The following is a 17,192-nucleotide window of genomic DNA, read 5'->3' as shown; positions in this document are numbered from 1 at the left end:
AACGATGTACAAGCTGTTGATTTGGTCGTAGAAGGCACAAAAACCCACTTTACTGTATTGCGCCGTGATCATGAGCCATTACGTCTGACGCTGAATATTCCAGGTGTGCACAACGTTTACAATGCGCTTGCAGCCATTACTATGGCAACTGACGAAGGCGTCGATGATGCTGCAATCACCCGTGCGCTACAGAAATTTGAAGGGGTTGGTCGCCGATTCGAGCAGCATGCCTCTGTGGAGATAGATGATGGTAATGTGCTACTGATTGATGATTATGGTCATCACCCAAAAGAAGTTGATGCTACCATTAAAGCGGCACGTCAAAGCTTCCCTGAACGCCGCCTAGTTATGATGTTCCAGCCTCATCGTTATAGTCGTACACGTGACTGCTTTGATGATTTTGTCGAAGTTCTCTCAAGTGTCGATGAGTTATTGTTGTTGGATGTCTACTCTGCTGGTGAAAGCCCTATTGCTGGTGCGGATACCAAAGCCTTAGCACGTAGTATACGTCTGCGGGGTGCGGTCGAGCCAACGATAGTTTATAAAGACAATATTGCCCCTGTCATGCAGCGATTACTCAAAGCAGGTGATATGCTAATTACCCAAGGCGCGGGTAATGTCGGGCAGATAGCTATCGATCTTGCCGCCAATAATCTTTATATCAAATAAGCCTCATAAGCATCGCTTTAAAAATATTAGGAGCATTAATGATGACCATGAATCATACTCAAGAAAATAACGATAATATGAACCAAGACAGCGGTAATACTGAGCAAAACGCTACAGGTAATAATAAAAACAACATTAAAGGCAATGCTCAAAATAACGCTGCCCCTATTATTAATCCAGAACCCGCTTTAGCAGCTGCGGCACAAGTAGAGCAAGATAAGGTAAAGAACAATAGCCAAAGCTCTGATGCGTTACCCGCTATCAAAGAAAGCAAAGTAAAAAAAGCCAGTGAATTTGGTAAAGTGGCGGTGATTTACGGTGGTAGCAGCAACGAGCGTAGCGTTTCTTTAGATAGTGGCGCTGCTGTATTGCAAGCACTGCAAAACCAAGGCGTTGATGCCACGCACTTTGACCCTAAGCATCAAGATATCACTGAACTGCGTGCATATGACCGTGTATTTAACGTCTTGCATGGTCGCGGCGGCGAAGACGGTCTGCTACAAGGTGTGCTGCAGTGGTTTGATATTCCTCAGACAGGTTCAGGTATTTTGGCTTCAGCACTTGGTATGGATAAAGTGCGCACCAAGCAGTTGTGGCAAGGCTGCGGTTTATCGACTGCACCATTCTCCATTCTGACGGCTAATACTGACTGGCAGCAAGTGGTTAATATGTTAGGGCTGCCCCTTATTATCAAGCCGGTACACGAAGGCTCAAGCATTGGCATGACCAAAGTCAATCACCTTGATGAGCTGCCGGCTGCCTATACGACCGCAGTACAGTGCGGTGATGCCGTGATGGCTGAGCGCTGGATTACCGGTCGCGAATTCACGATTGTTATCATCGATGACGAAGCTTATCCTGTCATTCGCCTAGAGCCTGCTGATATCACCAATTTTTATGATTTTGAAGCCAAATATAATCGCAACGACACCAGCTACTATATTCCTTGTGGTCTAAGTACTGCCGATGAAAAGCATTTGCAAGATTTAAGCTTGTCGGCGTTTCGTGCCGTTGAAGCAAAAGGCTGGGGACGTATTGATGCGATGCAGGATGAAGCCGGTAACTTCTGGCTGCTCGAGGTTAATACGGTACCGGGTATGACCAGTCATAGCTTAGTTCCTATGGCGGCTAAAGCTCGCGGCATGGATTTTGAACGCCTATGCTGGCATATCCTAGCGCAAACTGTATAACACTTTTTTAGACGTATTGTTAGAGATTTACCATCACTAAATAGCCACTCCTATCTACATATAATGTATCACTAGGGCTTCTATACCACAGCTTCGTGTCACCTTGTGTAATTTCGTTATTAGTAGTAGGGGTTAGGCTATTGTTTAAAGGTAAAATGCGTTAATATTGTAACTATCTACTTGTTTTAGTGATAATTATGCAAGTCTTTGAGCATTGCTCTACTGAATAAAAGAAATGTTACCTTTGAATGAAGATAAATTTACTTTATATAGTACTTTTAGGGTCATAAATTGATAGTATGCATCATTTGATGCGCTTATTAAAAAGACTAAAGTGATAAACAAGTTTGGTTAAATAAAAAGCATCATCGACTTTATGCCCATATAAGTCGATATATACCGATTACAACTAATTATAGATAGGGACGAAGTGTATTATGGCTCAAACTGTCAATGACGTCGCTGACTTGATGAGTGATAAAACCCGTCACCCAAAATCGAACTTTCAAGTACCTACTGCGGTAAGATATTTTTTTACTGTATTGGTGCTTGGATTGTTGGTACTGATATTGATAATGGGCGCTAAAGCGTTACGCGATGCACCGCCAGCAGCGATTCATGTTAATCATCAAGGATTGACAGTTACTGAATATAGGGCGCTGCAGCATGTCATGAACCAACAGAAAGTGAGCAGTTTTTTTACCTCTGATTTGCAAGCGCTGCGAGATATTACCACGAGTTTGGCGTGGGTTGACCAAGTCAGTATCAGTCGTGATTGGCAGCGCGGTATTGTGGTCACTGCCTTGCCTAAGCAAGCCGTAGCAAATTTTGGTACGGAACGTTTGGTCGATGCAAAGGGTAATGTGTTTGTCCCTGCTGATAGTCGAGATTTAACGCAGGAGCAATTTGCGACGTTGCAAGGCGATATGACCCAAGCACCAGTTATTATGCAACAGCTGCAACAAGTCAACGATTGGTATGCACCGCTTGGCTTGCAAGTTGAAGATATTATTTTGTCGCCAAGGATGACTTGGCTGATTCGCTTTGATAATGGGTTACGTATCATCGTTGATAATGAGAATACTGCGCAAAAGCTGTTAAATTTAAGTCAGTTGCTAGGCAATCAATTAAACAATCGCCGTGATGAGATACAATCGGTAGATCTTCGTTACAAAAATGGATTTACGATTGCATGGAATATAGCAACGCCCCAAGACAGTACAACAAAAAATGAAACATTAACAACCGAAACACCCCTATAAGTCTTATAAAAACAGCAAGCAGGCTCAGTTTGTCTGCTGTATTTTTATAAAAAGCAAACACACGCTATCATCAAACGATAATAGCTTTATTTTAATGATTTAATGGAGACATCATTTGTTCTCCTGTTTAGCGATAATTTGTCTGGTACCATGAAAAATACTGAAAATCTGGTTGTTGTCCATTTAAGTGCCACGGCAGTCTATGTCGTCATTGGTAACGTTGTGTCTGCAAAAGACAATCGTATTATGGGTGTGGGGCAAGTTAAAAATAGCGACTTTTATCAAGGTCAAATCAAGCATCGTGAACGCTTGCAAGGCGCTATTAGGCAGGCTATCCAAGAAGCGGAAGATACTGCCAATTGCCGCGTGCACAGTGTTTGGCTGACGATGGCGACGCCTGAGCTATTGAGCAAAAATAGCACAGGTGATGTTAGAGTCGAAGATGAATTCGTCAGTGCCAAAAATATGGTACAAGCGCTATCGAATGCCAAATCGCAAGATTTGTCCTCAGATTATTATTTGATGCACTGCTGCCAACAAGGTATTTATATCGATAATCAAGAGTTTATGGTTGACGATGCTATTGACATGGTGGCGCACAATATCACTGTGATGTATCACATGATGATGATGCCAGTTGCAGGTCGTCAAAACATCCAAAAACTTTTGCAAAGCTGTGATGTCGGTATTGACCACATTGTTTTTGATGCAGTGACCAGTGCAGAATACAGCTTGATGAGTGAAGAGCGCCAACAAGGTGTCTGCTTGATAGATATCGGTGCTAGTACCACAAGCATTTGTGTTTATAAAGAAAACAAGCTAATTTTTACCCATTGTATTGCAACGGGTAGTCATGAAGTGACGATGGATATATCAGCAGACGTTGGCATCTCCATGATAGAGGCTGAAAAGCTGAAAAAAACCTATGGTACAGTCGATGTTAATAGTGTAGACCCAAGCTCCTTCTTCTTGTTTAAACCGCAAGGGTCGGGCGATGAGATTAATATCAATATTTATAATCTCGCTCGTATTATTGAAGCGCGTTATGAGCAAATATTTACCGAAGTGGTGCGCCAATTACATGAAGCAGGCTTATTGGGCTATATCGACAAAGGGCTTGTGCTCTCAGGTGGCGGTAATGCCATTAAAGGCATGATACCGTTTGCCAAAAAGCTGTTGAAAATGCCTGTGGTCTTGACCAACACGCATCCAGCTATTAGTGCTTATAATCATTTTGATAACGATGAGTCGTTTAAACAGCTGAATCTACAGGTTAATGATCGCGCTTATCAAACGGCATTTGGTACACTACTATATAGTCAAAGCGAGCAGTTTCGCCGCAGTGAAAAAAGCGAACCTGAAGCGATTCAAACAAATCGCGTGACGGGCGTTTTTCAAAGTGCTGGTCAACGTTTTGCGAGTGTACTCAAAAAGATATTATAATCGTGCTTGCTCTTACTGGTAAAACCCTTACCGAATGCCGATAACGATTTTACCAGTAAGAGCAAGCAATAATATGAACAGCAATACCCTGTATAATAACGGCATACTTTGGTTAAGCGTTACTATTTAAGCCATTGCCCTGTTTTAATCAAATACATTTATATATAGTAAGTCGATAGCGCGCCATATGAGTGTGTTACCCCGTATCGACCATCACGCTATCTGCAACTGGAGAAACTTTTTTATGTCAAAATACACCATGCCAGATGATAATCAGCTTCAAAGTAACGGCCAGGCAAGCTTCACTGTATTCGGTGTAGGCGGCGGCGGCGGTAATGCAGTTGAACATATGGTACAGCAAGGGATTAGAGGTGTAACGTTTGTCTGTGCTAATACGGACAAGCAGGCGCTTGATCGTCTGACTGCACCGCATAAATTGCAACTTGGCGCAAAAACCAATCGCGGTCTTGGCGCAGGGGCTAACCCAGAAGTGGGTCGTGAAGCAGCAGAGAGTGACGAAGAAGCGATTCGTGCCTTGCTTGAGCACTCAGATATGGTCTTTATTACCGCCGGAATGGGTGGTGGTACGGGCACCGGTGCTGCGCCAGTTGTAGCACGTATTGCTAAAGAGATGGAGGTATTGACCGTTGCCGTAGTCACTACACCATTTAAATTTGAAGGTGGTAAACGTATCAAGGCTGCCAAAGCAGGTATTGAGCAGCTGACCAATTTTGTTGACTCTATCATCACTATTCCAAATGATAAGCTCATGAGCGTGTACGGCAACATCTCTATGCAAGATGCCTTTAAAAAGGCGGATGACGTACTGTTGCATGCAGTTCAAGGTATTGCAGAAACCATCGCTAGCGAAGGTATGATCAATATTGACTTTAACGATATTCGTACAGCAATGACTGCCAAAGGTCATGCGATGATGGGTATTGGTCGTGCTAGCGGTGATGATCGTGCGCGTCAAGCCACTGAGAAAGCCATCAGATCGCCACTGCTTGATGATTTGCGTCTAGAGAATGCCAAAGGCTTACTGGTCAATGTTATTTCTTCTGAATCCTTATCATTGGATGAGATGAGCAAAATCAGTGTGATTGTTGAAGAAATTACCGATATAGATGATGCACATATCTTCTATGGTTCAGTAATTGATGAGAAAATGGGTGACGATTTACACGTTACAGTCATCGCAACGGGTCTAACCTTAGATGAAAACGCTGGTCAAGAGCCTGAAGTAATTGAGCAGCCTGTGCCTTCTGTAAATAGCACGCAGCCAGTTGATCCAAACCTGCATACTAGCGCTTTAAATAGCCAAAAGCAGGCTCAGGCCCAGTACCAAGAAACGCCAGTTCGCTCAAATACTGTACCAGAGCAGACAAAAACCAAGACCAACAGTATTCAAGATTATTTGAAACGCCAACAGAATAAATAATTATATTTGTATAATTATTAAAAAAGCCAGTGTTAATCGCTGGCTTTTTTGTGCTTAACACTCGCCCTCACGCTTAACATTCGCCTCTTTTTAAATAAAATCTATCGTAAACGCTAGCATATGCGCTGTTCAAATCTACTGGTTGGATGGTGATGATTAGCAAAAAAAACCTTTATAAATCACCATTTCATAGCGATTTATGTATGCTTACGCCATCAAAATCCTCAGTAATAGCAGTTTGATAAGTGTTATCAATCAAAGAGTTGAGAAAATTAACGCTTTTTAACGCTAGCGAACTGGGGTCGGGTAATGATACACTATGCCAATTGTAACAAAATATGTGAGAAGACAGCCATGAACCAACGAACCATAAAAACAGCAATAGCCGTTACAGGTACTGGTCTTCATAGTGGTCAACCTGTTGATTTAGAATTTCATCCGCAGCCTATTGATAGCGGAATCGTTTTTGAGCGCTCTGATATTGTTGGCAGCAACCCCATTCCTGCCAGTGCGTTTTTAGTACAAGATACCATGATGTCATCAAATCTAGTATTTGGTGGTACCCGTGTCGGTACTGTTGAGCATTTGCTCAGTGCAATAGCAGGACTTGGGGTAGACAATCTATTAATCCGTGTGTCAGCGTCAGAGATACCGATTATGGATGGCAGTGCCGCGCCTTTTGTAGGACTATTACTGCAAGCGGGTTTCTGTGAACAGGACGCTTTAAAGAAATTTATCAAAATCGTACGTCCTGTACGTGTCAAAGTTGATGATAAATGGGCAGAACTACGTCCTTATCAAGGTTTTGAGCTCAATTTTGAAATTGATTTTGACCATCCTGCGATTGACAAAAACTTTCAGCATGCCCAATTACAGTTTTCCACCAAAAACTTCATTGAGCAGCTAAGTTCAGCACGCACTTTTGGTTTTTTACGTGATATTGAAGCCATGCGTCAGAATAATCTGGCATTAGGCGGTAGCATGGACAATGCGATTGTTATCGATGAAAGCAATATTTTGAATGAAGAAGGTTTGCGTTTTAATGATGAGTTTGTCCGTCATAAAATTCTAGATGCGCTTGGTGATTTATATCTGATTGGCTATCCGATTTTGGGTCGTTTCAATGCTTATAAATCGGGTCATACTTTGAATAATTTATTGGTGCGTGAGATTTTATCTGATCACAATAACTTTGAAATTGTAACTTTTGATGACAATGTAACATGTCCTATCGAATATTTACCTTTGAATGGTATAACTGTCGAAGGATGAATACAGGAATATACACGAAGTATCGAAACATTTACGCAATATTACATTGAATAGTTATAAGTAGGGTGAATTAATATTCAAAAAAATGAATATATAATTCTTTATTTTATAATAAGTACCCTGTATAGTAGATGAGATAAAAGCTGTAGCGAATAGCAAAATCATCTGTTAGTGATGTTCACAATGTGAATGGCACTAACAGATGATTTTTTTTGTTTTTGAGATTACAGAAATGCAGCCTTAACGGCGTCAATAATGGAATTTATTTACATAACTTTACATTTTACGTGGCAGATTTTTAGGAATTTATGAGACGCAATAGTGCTTTTTTGAGGTTTTTATCAGTGGTGACATGCTCTGCTGCCTGTGATATAGTCCGCTTTGTGTTCTGGCTAAGAGCCTGATTTTCATGGGCTTTAACAGACGTTGAGCGTGATGCTGACAAGGCTGATGATGATTTAGAGTAATGATTCTCGGCAGATTTATTGGCTACGACGACGCGGATTTGCTTGAGTTGTTTAAATGTAATTGACTGCTCTGTTAACACCTGCAAATACGCACTTTGTAGATAGCGAATATGATTGGCAGCGGTTACCGACTCGACACTGAGGGTCAATTGCTCAGACGTTAAGCCTACGACCCAGCAGCTATTGAGGATTTCCTCAGGTAGACAATCTACCAACAGCGCTTTTATTTCAGTGGTCGCTTGCACATATAAACGCATACTGTCAGATAGGCTTTGGGGTAGCGCACTACCAGCAAAAGCTTGATGATCGATGAGAGTGGCTAGGCGGTTAGGGTGTTTTTTGGACATCGTGATAACTCATCTATAGGTGAAAAATCGATATTCAGAATGTATATGCTCAAGACGCTCATTTTCAAAGCAAACGATTTATATAGTAGATGATTAAGCTGATGATATCAGTGTCAGCTACTCAAGAAGTAAGAGAGCAATTGTACTAAAGATTTTATCATGTTTGTTTCATGATTATTTTTTCTAAACTAATTCATGCTTTGTCACGGATGACGAGCAATCCCGTTTTCACAATAGGTAGTAAATTTATGAAACAAGCTTTATTAATTTTTTCAGTATTGGGAATGGGTATAGCACAGACAAGTGGTGCTGCCGAAACAACCTTTAAATCAAATAATACCTTGAGTCATACCATTACAAATATCTCAGCTTCTTCCAAATACGGTTCAAGTCGTAATATCTACAGCACCAACAGCGGTGCCTATGTTTCTAGCAATGATGAAATCAGCCAAGCAATCGACAACTTAAGCGCGCATGCCAAACAAAAAGAATATCAGCTTGCCTCGCTAACCAGTCGTTTGTCTTCTGAGCAGCGTCAGCAACAAGCAAGCTCAGTGCCAGATCGTTATTCGGCTCCTGCTATTGCTGCAGCAAATGCTTCAAGAGTCGCTTTATCTAGTAGTACGGGCTATTGCGCTCGTTATGTACGTAAAGCGCTACAATCAGCGGGCTATGAATTTACGCCTAATCCTTCAGCCTACCAATATGCCTCTCGCGGCACGTTGTCACAAGCAGGCTTTAGCAAAATCAGTAATAACATGCAGCCACAGGTTGGCGATGTCATTGTCTATGATCGTAGTTCAAGACGCCCTCATGGTCATATTCAAATATTCGATGGCAATGACTGGGTATCAGACTTCCGTCAAAACAGCATCAGCCCATATAGCGGTGTTCACAACTATACAACATGGCGCGATGCAAGATATGTCGATGATGCCTCAGATCGTGGTATCTACCTTGCTATGGCTGATAAATAAGTATTTGTTCAGCGTTTTCTCCGGACTCAGTAATGCGCTTTATGACATTACTGAGTTTTTTTACGTCTTAAATAAAGCTATCTCTTCATCTGATATTTTTACTTGGCAAGGGCTGCCTGCCTATCAAACGGTGTCCAATACTGACGATTATGAAAGTCGGGTGGCGAGGCATGTTTGGGGGCAAAGTATAAAGTGGTTTCGCCAAAGGATAAAATGACACAAGGATGTATGTCGTTAATAATGGCATCATTGGGGCAATCTACTTTGTGATGCAGTGACGATAATGAGCCTAATGGCACTCTAAAGCTGCGCTGGTATTTATAAGGTTGGTGCACTGATATTTTAGAGTCTATTAACGATTTTAGATTATCACTACAGTCTACCCAGTCGATAGCAGCGCGTGTCTGTCCGTCAGCGTGCATAAGAGGTTTTGGTGGTAGCGTTGCAGGATATCGATAGCTGTCAAACTCATAAAGTGCATACTGTCCATTAGGACTGGCGTTTATCTCTACATAAGCAGTTGTTTGATTCATACTGGATGACTGATCATTATCTTTTGAACTGCTGCTACTGATTAAGGAACCTGCCAAAAAGCACTCAAGGCAGGTTTGTTCCCACAGATAATCCTTAAAGCCTACTTTATCTGATTGCCACTTTGGCCAAGTCAATTGAGCAGCTAAGCACTTAAGAGGCAACGTCACACGATACTCTAGCTGCAAGTAAGCTTCTGGCTGCGCTACAAGCGTTGCGCTTACCTGTATGCTAATATCCTGTAAAGCTTTCACTGTCACGCCAAGTTGCTGTGCATCTTCTGCTAAGGTTTCAGTTACTACATATAAATCAAAAATCTGGCTCATAGTCTCATTACCTCAAAAATCATTATCATCATAAAGTATGATATAGCTGATAACGAATATCGCATGTCAAATAGTGAATGATAAATAATAAAAGCCGCGAGCAAAGTTGCATCGCGGCCTTTATTATTTATCGTCATCATCTGTCTAAAAATAAATCAGCAGGCTGTTTTAAGTAATTTTATATGCAACAGACGATATATAGTAAGCAAGTAATGACGCCTTATGCATTACGAGCAAGATTTGAAAGCTTAGGATTGGCATTTGGATTTTTACGTAGCAATAGCGCCATACGACCGATTGAGTGAATCAAAGTCGCCTTCGCAGTAGCAGCAAGCTCAGCGCCGATGACATCACGCTCTTCCTTGGTACCAGCAGGCAATTTCACTTTAATCAGTTCATGATCTGATAAGGCGCGATCAATCTCTTCAGTGATGCTTGGCGTGACACCTTTATTGCCAATCATAACAATCGGTTTAAGATCATGACCAATGCCTTTTAGGCGTTTGATGGTTGCGTTATCAAGTTGCATAGAATTCCTAGGGGTTGGTAAAAATAAAAGATAATAAGATTGAGAGCAATTAATGACCATTATAATTAATCTATGGTCATCTTGCATGAGATCAGCAGGATTTTGCACGATTTTACGTGATGAAAATGTTAAACTGCAGTTATGGGAACATTATAAACGCTACGCTCTTATAAAGCAGTGTTTTCACTAAGAAAATTTATCGGTTTAATTTTTTAAAAGTGATAAATAGCTCAATAATATTAAAAACCATTGCCAAGAGTGTTTTTGATGGCATGGTTGTAGAAAGCAAAAAATTCTATCAAGACATTATTTAATAAACATGTATACACGTATAGAAAAGCAAGTCATAGGAGCAGGAATTTTGGCCACACGTATTGAAAACAAAAAATTATCAAAAAGTAGTAGTGCTTGGATGAAAGAGCATATTGATGATCATTATGTGCAAAAGGCCCAAAAAGATGGCTATCGTGCCCGCGCTGCTTATAAATTATTAGAAATAAATGAAAAAACCAATCTGATCAAAAAAGGCATGACCGTTGTCGATTTGGGCAGTGCCCCTGGTAGCTGGTCGCAAGTTGCTGGTCAGCTGGTCGGTGAAAAAGGGATTTTGATTGCCTCTGATATTTTACCGATGGATACCTTGCCAGATGTTACCTTTATTCAAGGTGACTTTCGTGAGCCAGAAGTGTTTGACCGTATCATGGCTGAGGTTGGTGATAGACAAGTCGATGTGGTGCTGTCTGATATGGCGCCTAATACGGCGGGTAATAGTGCCATTGACCAACCACGTATGATGTACTTATGTGAGCTTGCAGTCGATTTCGCGCTGGCAACCTTGCCAGAAGGTGGCGCGCTTATTATGAAAGTGTTTCAAGGCGAGGGTACACAAGAATTACGCAAGCAGATGCAGGCAGATTTTAGTAAAATCCGTAGTATTAAGCCTGGTGCTTCAAGACCGCGCTCAAAAGAGATCTTTTGGATTGCTATTAAATAATAGTAATTAAAATCATCAAATTAAAACAGCTACAATCGTTAACTGAATAATCGCGTGTTCAGCTTGAATTATTCAGGTTAACACCACATATCATGATATATTAACTTTGTTTGAAACCTATTTTTAAGCGCTTTTTTAAGTAATTTTTTGAGCACTTATGTTTTTAGCAAAGTCGTCTGATCGTAAGCGCCTTAGAAACTCGATTATTCATCGTTATTGTACAATTTATCTTGTGTTCTACAAAATGATAAGTGATAGTTTGACAATAGCCCTTGAATAGTGAGATATACGTTTATATATAGACGTCACGTGTTTAGTAAACACACCAATAAGTAAGGGATGGGAATAACTAGTGAGCGACATGGTAAAAAATACCTTATTGTGGCTGGTGGTGATCGGCGTTTTAGTGCTGGTGTTTAGTGGCTTTGATAAATCATCTGAGCCCGATAACCTTAACTACTCTGAGTTTGTGACCGCTGTGTCAGAAAACCAAGTAGCCAGTGTTGAGATTGACGGCGAGCAGATTACCGGCGAGAAAAAGAATGGTTCTGAATTTGAGACCATCCGCCCAGCTGTCATGGATGACGAGCTGATGCCATTACTGCGTGAAAATAAAGTTGAAGTGCAAGGTACTGCGCCTAAGCGTCAAAGCGTGCTTATGCAGCTATTGATAGCCAGCTTTCCAATCTTATTGATTATTGGTTTGTTCTTATTCTTTATGCGTAATATGCAGGGCGGCGCTGGCGGTAAAGGCGGCGGACCAATGAGCTTTGGTAAGTCAAAAGCTAAAATGCTGACCGAAGACCAAATCAAAGTAAATTTTGAAGACGTTGCTGGCTGTGAAGAAGCCAAAGAAGAAGTCGTCGAAGTGGTCGAGTTCTTACGTGACCCTGATAAATTTACCAAGCTTGGGGCGACGATTCCACGCGGTATCTTGATGGTAGGTCCACCGGGTACAGGTAAGACGTTATTGGCTCGTGCCATTGCTGGTGAAGCTAAAGTACCGTTCTTCTCAATTTCAGGTTCTGATTTCGTTGAGATGTTCGTTGGTGTTGGTGCATCACGTGTCCGCGATATGTTTGAACAAGCGAAAAAAAGCGCGCCATGTATCATCTTTATTGATGAGATTGATGCAGTCGGTCGTCATCGTGGCTCAGGTATGGGTGGCGGTAACGATGAGCGTGAGCAAACATTGAACCAATTGTTGGTTGAGATGGATGGTTTTGAAGGCAACGAAGGCGTTATCGTCATTGCTGCTACCAACCGTGCAGACGTTCTTGATAAAGCGCTTTTACGTCCGGGTCGTTTTGACCGTCAGGTTCAAGTTGGTTTGCCAGATATCAAAGGTCGTGAGCAAATTCTTAAAGTGCATTTGAAAAAACTGCCAAATACCATTGGTGTTGACGCTCATGCTTTAGCACGTGGTACACCAGGGTTTAGTGGTGCACAGCTAGCAAACCTTGTCAACGAAGCAGCATTGTTTGCCGCTCGTCGTAACAAGCGCAGCGTCGATATGAATGACTTTGAAGACGCAAAAGACAAGCTCTATATGGGTCCTGAGCGTAAGTCTATGGTCATACGTGAAGAAGAGCGCCGTGCCACGGCTTACCATGAGGCGGGCCATGCCTTGGTTGCTGAGCTGCTACCGGGTACCGACCCTGTGCACAAGGTTACTATTATGCCGCGTGGTTTTGCGCTTGGGGTTACTTGGCAGTTGCCTGAGCACGACCAAACCAGTATGTATAAATCAAAAATGCTGAGTGATATTGCGATTTTATTTGGTGGCCGTATTGCTGAAGAAGTCTTTATCAATCAAATGTCGACGGGTGCCTCAAATGACTTTGAACGTGCGACCAAAATGGCACGAGCAATGGTAACCAAATACGGTATGTCAGATGCACTAGGTATCATGGTCTATGAAGATGATGATAGCTCACAGGGTTACTTTGGCGGCGGTGGTCGTACGATTTCAGAAGCAACCCAGCAAAAGGTTGATGAAGAAGTACGCCGCATGTTAGAAGAGCAATATGATATCGCTCGTGAATTGATTGAAGGCAATCAAGAAAAAATGCATGCGATGGTTGATGCTTTGATGAAATGGGAAACTATTGACCGCGATCAGTTGCAAGATATTCTAGCTGGCGAAGAACCTCGTCCACCAAGAGTCTATCAGCATTATGAAATCAATTTATCAAAAGGTGATGTGAAACCATCTGGTATCACGCCACCACCATTACCTGCGATGTAATTGTTCATTTATCATTAGTCACAACAAAAGAGCCCTTTGTAAAAAGGGCTTTTTTGTTGTCAGTATTTTATGAAGCGCTTAGGACTGTATGATATTTGCTGCTATCATGGACAGTTATAAATACAACTAAAATGCCTTTTTATAAATTGAATTCATAATGGATAAGTTATGTCATTATTCCAACCTTTACCTAGTTATACAGTTACTAGCCGCGATAAAATTTTAGATTTATCACAGCCCCATATCATGGGTATTCTAAATGTCACGCCAGATTCATTTTCAGATGGCGGGCAATTTAATGCTATTGATAAAGCGGTTGCTCACTGTAAAGATATGATGGAGGCAGGTGCTACTATCATCGATATAGGCGGTGAATCTACCCGTCCTAATGCTGAAGCTGTGGCAACTGATGAAGAAGTACAGCGTGTCGTTCCAGTGGTAACAGCGATTAGGCAGCAGCTAAATGATATATGGCTATCCATTGATACCAGTAATCCTGAGGTGATACAGGCAGCTTTTGATGCAGGTGCTGATATTTGGAATGATGTGCGGGCTCTCAAACGAGAGGGAGCGGCTGAGATGGCAGCCAACCTTGATATACCGGTTATGCTGATGCATATGCGCGGTGAGCCAACTACGATGAACAATCTGGCACAGTATAATGATGTCATTAGTGAAATCATAACAGAGCTACAATTACGTATTAATGAAGTGACAAGCGTCGGTGTCAAGCGCGAAAACATCATTATTGACCCAGGTTTTGGTTTCGCTAAAGACTATGAGCATCATTTAGCGTTATTAAGTAAGCTAACAAGTTTGCAAATGTTAGGGTTGCCAATGATGTTTGGCGTTTCGCGCAAGCGATTTTTAGCGGAAGTACTAGCCAATAGTGGCATTGAAGCGCTTGCTTCTACGCAAGCAGTAGAACGTGATGTTGTAGGAGCTGCTGCTGGACTATTGGCATTACAGCAAGGCGCAAGTATCATACGTACCCATAATGTCGCTATGATGCAGCAATCCGTGGCATTATGGCGGCAGTTATCTGCTTATCATAACAGCTAGTATGATTTCAGTATCCTTTAAACCTATGAGAATACCTTTATGACAAACACCATTCAGCCAGAGCCTACCAATGAGCAGCGCCGCATTATTTATCAAGCGCGCCGTGGTCTTAAAGAATTGGATTTTTATTTTGAGCCCTACATTAAAGAGCTGTATTTGACGGCTGAAGCTAGCGAACAAGCAATTTTTGCAGAAATGCTCACGCATGAAGACCCTGATTTATTGGATTATTTTACCAATCAAAACCGTCCAGAAGATGACACCATGTGGGCACTGGTCAATAAAATTAAGACATGGCGTCATAGTAAAAGCTTGAGTTAATGGTTTAAATCGCTTCCTCTAAATTTTTGATTATGATAGCGGTATTGAACCTTTATTAGACAAAGATATGCCTTGGCAGCTAACTATGACAGCATTGACCTCGCTACGTATTGATACCGCTATTAAGCCGATAAGCTATCTGCAGATACTGTTTTACATTGCTTTAAGCAGTAGCATCATATTATTGGCAGTGCTTGCTTCATTATCCTTATGGCAATACGTCTTTATATTAATCATCAGTGTCGCTGTCATTGGCTACTTAGCATTATCACGACCCATCGTATTGCATATAAGCCAGCCGCCGCTTGCTAAAGACCTGTATCATGATTGGCAGCTATTGGTACGTACTAGTGGTGGAGATGCCTTATGGCAAGCCCAACTACAGGCTGTTAGCCATTCTCGCTGGGTTATCTGTTTTGATTTTGATATCGTAGAACCTTATCAACGCCCCTTATCTGCCGCTATATTTCGTGATCAGGTCAATGCTGAAGAGTGGCGAAAACTTACTGTGTTAGCAAATATGACTGCGAGCAAAACTATTTAGATGAGCTTTGCGATTATTATGATCTGATATCTGACTTATTTTTTTATTATCAACGATTGACTACATGTCATAACAAAATGACTATCTAGCCAGACAAATAGATTTGCTATATTAGAATACATCATGACAGGTTGGTTTGCGATAGCTTACAGAACAAGATAGGTGGCAATTATTACTTTGCTACAAGAAGTCCTGTCACGAGACATTTTATTATAATAAAAAGGATGAAAGTATGAGTCTACTAGGGAATTTAGTCAGCCAAGTGGCACGCAGCGCAATGGATCAAGAAGACGCGCAGCGTAACCCAGTCAATCAACGTATTAATCCTCGTCGTACCGGCGGCCTCGGTGACATATTGGGTAGCGTACTTGGCGGCGGCAGTCAGTCAACAGGTTATAATCCACAGCAGTATGAGCGCCGCTCAGCAGACAATGGTTTTGGCTTAGATGATATCATCGGTGGTTTAACAGGTGGCAATCAGCGTGGCGGTAATATGGGAGCCGGTGCTGGCGGACTTGGCGATATTTTAGGCAGCGTACTCGGCGGTCAAACGACGAGAGGCGGCTTCGGGGGTAAAGGTATGCTAATCGCTGCCCTCATGCCCATGGTATTAAGCTGGATAAAACGTAACGGTGGCTTAAGCGGTGCTCTCTCGAAAGTTACCGGCATGGGTTATGAAACCCAAGCGCGCTCTTGGTTGAGTAATAATGAGCTGAATGATAATCTTGATCCTAATGACATCAATCGCTTGTTTGATGAGAGTGAAATTCAACAAGTCGCTGCTCATACAGGCGCTAATGAGATAGAGGTTCGTCAAGGGTTGGCTGAATTATTACCTGAAGTTATGAATCAGTTGACGCCAAATGGTAATTTAGACAACGAACCTGAAGCCAATGAAGAGATTGATCAAATCATTAGCCATCTATCTAACCGTCTTGGTACTTTAAAATAACTGAATGCTTTAAAGAACTTTAAAGCTTTGATTAAAGAGCACGTCTAATGGCGTGCTCTTTTTTATTGCTGATAGTTTATTGCTGCTGCAAATAATCTTATTGCTACAAATTTGTTCTTACGCTAAACAAATATGTTAAAAATGGTAAATAATAGTAAAATGATTATGTAAATCTTATAAGATAGTCATAGGTTCAATTTATTTTTTATTTCAGCTACTATCTTGATAGTATTTTACGTGACATGACTGTGTGATTTTATAAGAATTTATAGGGATACTTGCTCATGCCATTTAAGCCTATCCAAGCCGCTATTGCTATCTTAGTTGGTCTGATCATTTGGTTTGTCATTCCAGTGCCTATTGGCGTTACACCTGAAGCATGGCATATGCTGGCATTGTTCATTGCTACCATTGTGGCTATTATAGGCAAGGTATTACCAATTGGCGCGATTGCTATTATTGCTGTGACCTTAGTGGCACTGACAGGCGTAACAAGTGATAGTCCAAAACAAGCTATTAGTGATGCATTATCAAGCTATTCAAGCCCTTTAATTTGGCTAATTGGTATTGCAGTCATGATATCGCGTGGCTTGATAAAAACTGGTTTGGGGCGGCGT

Annotated in this window: 17 protein-coding genes; 14 read left to right on the top strand and 3 right to left on the bottom strand. The window is 41.6% G+C overall.

What is annotated here, in order from left to right:
• The 6 genes from VLN09_RS10995 to lpxC form a co-directional block, all read left to right on the top strand.
• Positions 1-669: glutamate ligase domain-containing protein (locus VLN09_RS10995; RefSeq protein WP_325246472.1), on the top strand; the 669-nt coding region annotated here is incomplete at its 5' end.
• A gap of 47 nt (positions 670-716) precedes the next feature.
• Positions 717-1,859 carry a D-alanine--D-alanine ligase gene (locus VLN09_RS10990; RefSeq protein WP_325246474.1) on the top strand — a complete coding sequence of 381 codons (1,143 nt, stop codon included), beginning with the start codon at positions 717-719 and terminating at the stop codon, positions 1,857-1,859.
• Positions 1,860-2,296: 437 nt separating this feature from the next.
• Positions 2,297-3,121: a cell division protein FtsQ/DivIB gene (locus VLN09_RS10985; protein WP_325246470.1), complete on the top strand. Its 825-nt coding sequence runs from the start codon at positions 2,297-2,299 to the stop codon at positions 3,119-3,121.
• Between the two features lie 150 nt (positions 3,122-3,271).
• Positions 3,272-4,564, top strand: a complete 1,293-nt coding sequence (ftsA, locus tag VLN09_RS10980; RefSeq protein ID WP_325246468.1) for a cell division protein FtsA — start codon at positions 3,272-3,274, stop codon at positions 4,562-4,564.
• 244 nt (positions 4,565-4,808) lie between these two features.
• Positions 4,809-6,005: a cell division protein FtsZ gene (gene ftsZ, locus VLN09_RS10975; RefSeq protein ID WP_325246466.1), complete on the top strand. Its 1,197-nt coding sequence runs from the start codon at positions 4,809-4,811 to the stop codon at positions 6,003-6,005.
• Positions 6,006-6,359: 354 nt separating this feature from the next.
• Positions 6,360-7,277, top strand: a complete 918-nt coding sequence (lpxC, locus tag VLN09_RS10970; protein ID WP_325246464.1) for a UDP-3-O-acyl-N-acetylglucosamine deacetylase — start codon at positions 6,360-6,362, stop codon at positions 7,275-7,277.
• A gap of 298 nt (positions 7,278-7,575) precedes the next feature.
• Here lpxC and VLN09_RS10965 read toward each other — a convergent pair whose 3' ends face one another.
• Complete coding sequence (locus VLN09_RS10965; RefSeq protein WP_325246462.1) at positions 7,576-8,091, bottom strand: hypothetical protein; 516 nt, start codon at positions 8,089-8,091, stop codon at positions 7,576-7,578.
• Positions 8,092-8,339: 248 nt separating this feature from the next.
• Between VLN09_RS10965 and VLN09_RS10960 the strand changes: the two genes are divergently transcribed.
• Complete coding sequence (locus tag VLN09_RS10960) at positions 8,340-9,068, top strand: CHAP domain-containing protein (protein WP_325246460.1); 729 nt, start codon at positions 8,340-8,342, stop codon at positions 9,066-9,068.
• Positions 9,069-9,166: 98 nt separating this feature from the next.
• Here the strand turns inward: VLN09_RS10960 and VLN09_RS10955 are convergent, their stop codons facing one another.
• Both VLN09_RS10955 and VLN09_RS10950 read right to left on the bottom strand, forming a co-directional pair.
• Positions 9,167-9,925 (bottom strand): DOMON-like domain-containing protein, encoded by a 759-nt coding sequence (locus VLN09_RS10955; RefSeq protein WP_325246458.1) that lies wholly within the window; start codon positions 9,923-9,925, stop codon positions 9,167-9,169.
• Between the two features lie 220 nt (positions 9,926-10,145).
• On the bottom strand, positions 10,146-10,454 hold the full coding sequence (locus tag VLN09_RS10950; protein WP_079692525.1) for a YhbY family RNA-binding protein: 309 nt from the start codon (positions 10,452-10,454) through the stop codon (positions 10,146-10,148).
• A 361-nt stretch (positions 10,455-10,815) separates the two neighbouring features.
• On the opposite strand from VLN09_RS10950, the gene VLN09_RS10945 reads away from it, so the two are divergent.
• The 7 genes from VLN09_RS10945 to VLN09_RS10915 all read left to right on the top strand — a co-directional run.
• Positions 10,816-11,448 carry an RlmE family RNA methyltransferase gene (locus VLN09_RS10945; RefSeq protein ID WP_020444183.1) on the top strand — a complete coding sequence of 211 codons (633 nt, stop codon included), beginning with the start codon at positions 10,816-10,818 and terminating at the stop codon, positions 11,446-11,448.
• A gap of 352 nt (positions 11,449-11,800) precedes the next feature.
• Entirely contained in the window at positions 11,801-13,696 is a 1,896-nt protein-coding gene (gene ftsH / locus VLN09_RS10940) for an ATP-dependent zinc metalloprotease FtsH (RefSeq protein ID WP_325246449.1), read from the top strand.
• A gap of 168 nt (positions 13,697-13,864) precedes the next feature.
• Positions 13,865-14,758 carry a dihydropteroate synthase gene (gene folP / locus VLN09_RS10935; protein WP_325246447.1) on the top strand — a complete coding sequence of 298 codons (894 nt, stop codon included), beginning with the start codon at positions 13,865-13,867 and terminating at the stop codon, positions 14,756-14,758.
• A 39-nt stretch (positions 14,759-14,797) separates the two neighbouring features.
• Complete coding sequence (locus VLN09_RS10930; RefSeq protein WP_325246445.1) at positions 14,798-15,079, top strand: succinate dehydrogenase assembly factor 2; 282 nt, start codon at positions 14,798-14,800, stop codon at positions 15,077-15,079.
• A 67-nt stretch (positions 15,080-15,146) separates the two neighbouring features.
• Positions 15,147-15,623, top strand: coding sequence for a hypothetical protein (locus tag VLN09_RS10925; RefSeq protein ID WP_325246443.1), 477 nt, complete (start codon positions 15,147-15,149; stop codon positions 15,621-15,623).
• A gap of 232 nt (positions 15,624-15,855) precedes the next feature.
• Positions 15,856-16,575, top strand: a complete 720-nt coding sequence (locus VLN09_RS10920; protein WP_325246441.1) for a YidB family protein — start codon at positions 15,856-15,858, stop codon at positions 16,573-16,575.
• Between the two features lie 284 nt (positions 16,576-16,859).
• Positions 16,860-17,192: anion permease (locus VLN09_RS10915; protein WP_325246438.1), on the top strand; the 333-nt coding region annotated here is incomplete at its 3' end.

Source organism: Psychrobacter sp., from assembly GCF_035469765.1.
Lineage (GTDB): Bacteria > Pseudomonadota > Gammaproteobacteria > Pseudomonadales > Moraxellaceae > Psychrobacter.
This window is presented reverse-complemented; position numbering and strand designations above follow the sequence as displayed.

Bases quoted from the DNA above. Each gene is read 5' to 3' on its own strand.
- ftsZ (WP_325246466.1), top strand. From the start codon at position 4,809: ATGTCAAAATACACCATGCCAGATGATAATCAGCTTCAAAGTAACGGC.
- VLN09_RS10920 (WP_325246441.1), top strand. From the start codon at position 15,856: ATGAGTCTACTAGGGAATTTAGTCAGCCAAGTGGCACGCAGCGCAATG.
- lpxC (WP_325246464.1), top strand. From the start codon at position 6,360: ATGAACCAACGAACCATAAAAACAGCAATAGCCGTTACAGGTACTGGT.
- ftsA (WP_325246468.1), top strand. From the start codon at position 3,272: ATGAAAAATACTGAAAATCTGGTTGTTGTCCATTTAAGTGCCACGGCA.
- VLN09_RS10930 (WP_325246445.1), top strand. From the start codon at position 14,798: ATGACAAACACCATTCAGCCAGAGCCTACCAATGAGCAGCGCCGCATT.
- VLN09_RS10955 (WP_325246458.1), bottom strand. From the start codon at position 9,925: ATGAGCCAGATTTTTGATTTATATGTAGTAACTGAAACCTTAGCAGAA.
- VLN09_RS10990 (WP_325246474.1), top strand. From the start codon at position 717: ATGAATCATACTCAAGAAAATAACGATAATATGAACCAAGACAGCGGT.
- VLN09_RS10985 (WP_325246470.1), top strand. From the start codon at position 2,297: ATGGCTCAAACTGTCAATGACGTCGCTGACTTGATGAGTGATAAAACC.
- VLN09_RS10960 (WP_325246460.1), top strand. From the start codon at position 8,340: ATGAAACAAGCTTTATTAATTTTTTCAGTATTGGGAATGGGTATAGCA.
- VLN09_RS10950 (WP_079692525.1), bottom strand. From the start codon at position 10,454: ATGCAACTTGATAACGCAACCATCAAACGCCTAAAAGGCATTGGTCAT.
- VLN09_RS10925 (WP_325246443.1), top strand. From the start codon at position 15,147: ATGCCTTGGCAGCTAACTATGACAGCATTGACCTCGCTACGTATTGAT.
- folP (WP_325246447.1), top strand. From the start codon at position 13,865: ATGTCATTATTCCAACCTTTACCTAGTTATACAGTTACTAGCCGCGAT.
- VLN09_RS10965 (WP_325246462.1), bottom strand. From the start codon at position 8,091: ATGTCCAAAAAACACCCTAACCGCCTAGCCACTCTCATCGATCATCAA.